The 1545-nt window shown below is 73.6% G+C and carries 2 protein-coding genes; both read right to left on the reverse strand.

The window, feature by feature from the left end; all coding sequences use genetic code 11:
- A partial coding sequence (locus CCN44_RS41735) for an iron chelate uptake ABC transporter family permease subunit (protein ID WP_143650468.1) occupies nucleotides 1-316 on the reverse strand: 316 nt, incomplete at its 3' end.
- A 3-nt stretch (nucleotides 317-319) separates the two neighbouring features.
- Nucleotides 320-1339 (reverse strand): ABC transporter substrate-binding protein, encoded by a 1020-nt coding sequence (locus tag CCN44_RS41740; protein ID WP_086704445.1) that lies wholly within the window; start codon nucleotides 1337-1339, stop codon nucleotides 320-322.
- Between the last annotated feature and the right edge of the window lie 206 nt (nucleotides 1340-1545).

Below are 1545 nucleotides of genomic sequence, written 5' to 3' on the forward strand. Positions count from 1 at the left end.
CCAGGGCCTGCGTCGCCGTGCCGACGAGGCCGAGTCCGGCGCCGACGAGGGCCGCGGACAGGGCGCGCGGGACGCGGAGTTGCCAGACGATCAGGTCGTCGGTGCCGGGCCTGGGTGCCGCGCCGGACAGTCTCCGGCCCACCACGCTCCACACCTCGGCGGGCGGGATGGATGTCGAGCCCCAGGACACCGCCGCGGTGAGCGCCGCCAGCAGTGCGACGCCGAGGGCGGCGGTGACCGGTCCGGCGGGCAGACCGCGCGGTGCGCCGGGCGCGGCGCCGGGTGTGCGGCGGGACGGGGAGGAGGTGGCGACCACGGCTCAGCCGGCCTTGCCCGGGTGGAGGGTCCTGGCGATCTCCTCGACGGTGTCGGCGTTGCGGACCCCGGCGATGGTGGTCGGCTCGGAGCCGATCCGCAGGAAGTGGCCCTGCCGCACCGCCTTGAGCCCCTTGGTGGCGGAGTTGGTCTCCAGCCACGTGCGTGCCTCGTCGAACGCCTTCTCGTTCGCCGCCTCACTGCCCCGGTCGCGCACCCCGAGCTGGATCCAGTCCGGGTTCCTGGCGATCACGTCCTCCCAGCCGACCTGCTGGAAGTCTCCGTCGCAGTCGGCGAAGACGTTGCGGGCGCCGGCCAGGGTGATCACCGCGTGGGCGATCTGGCGGTTGCAGACGGCCATGGGCTGCTTGGTACCGGCGTCGTAGTCGAAGAAGAAGTACGTCGGCCGGGCGCCGGGCGCCGTGCCGCCGACGGCCTTGCGGACGGCGTCGAGTTTCCTGTTCATCCCGGCGACGAGTTCCGCGGCCTTCGCACGGGTCCCGGTGACCGCGCCCAGCGTGGTGATGTCCGCCTCCACGGCGGACAGGTCGGTCACGGGGTGCTTGCCCGTCACGGCGCAGGCGGTGGACCTGAGGAAGACGTGGGTGATCCCGGCCGCCCTGAACTCCTCCTCCGTCGGCGTGTCCCCCATGCCGCCGCCCATGTTCATCGAGGCGAAGGTGTCGACGTACAGGTCGGCGCCGGAGCCGAGCAGCTTCTCCTTCGGGATCACGGTCCGGCTGAGCACCTCGACCTTGCGGGCCTGGGCGTTCAGGTCGCCGGGCAGGGTGCCCCGGCCGGGCGGGAAGCCGGTGCCGATCACCTTGTCGCCGGCGCCGAGCCGGAGCAGCAGCTCCAGGCCGGCGGCGTTGCTGGTGACGATCTTCCGGGGGGCGCGGGAGAAGGTGGCCTTGGCGCCCGCGCAGTCGGTGACGGTCACCGGGTAGCCGCCGGAGCCGGTCTGCCCGGCCTTCCCCCCGCTCTCGTCCGCCGTGCCCGTCCCGCCGCCGCAGCCCGTCACCATCAGGCCGCCGAGCACGACGGCGGACCACCCACGTCTTCCTCAGGTCCACCGCCTGCGCCGTGACGGGCAAGCACCCCGTGACCGACCTGTCCGCCGTGGAGGCGGACATCACCACGCTGGGCGCGGTCACCGGGACCCGTGCGAAGGCCGCGGAACTCGTCGCCGGGATGAACAGGAAACTCGACGCCGTCCGCAAGGCCGTCGGC

Source organism: Streptomyces tricolor, assembly GCF_002155905.1.
Taxonomy (GTDB): Bacteria; Actinomycetota; Actinomycetes; order Streptomycetales; family Streptomycetaceae; genus Streptomyces; species Streptomyces tricolor.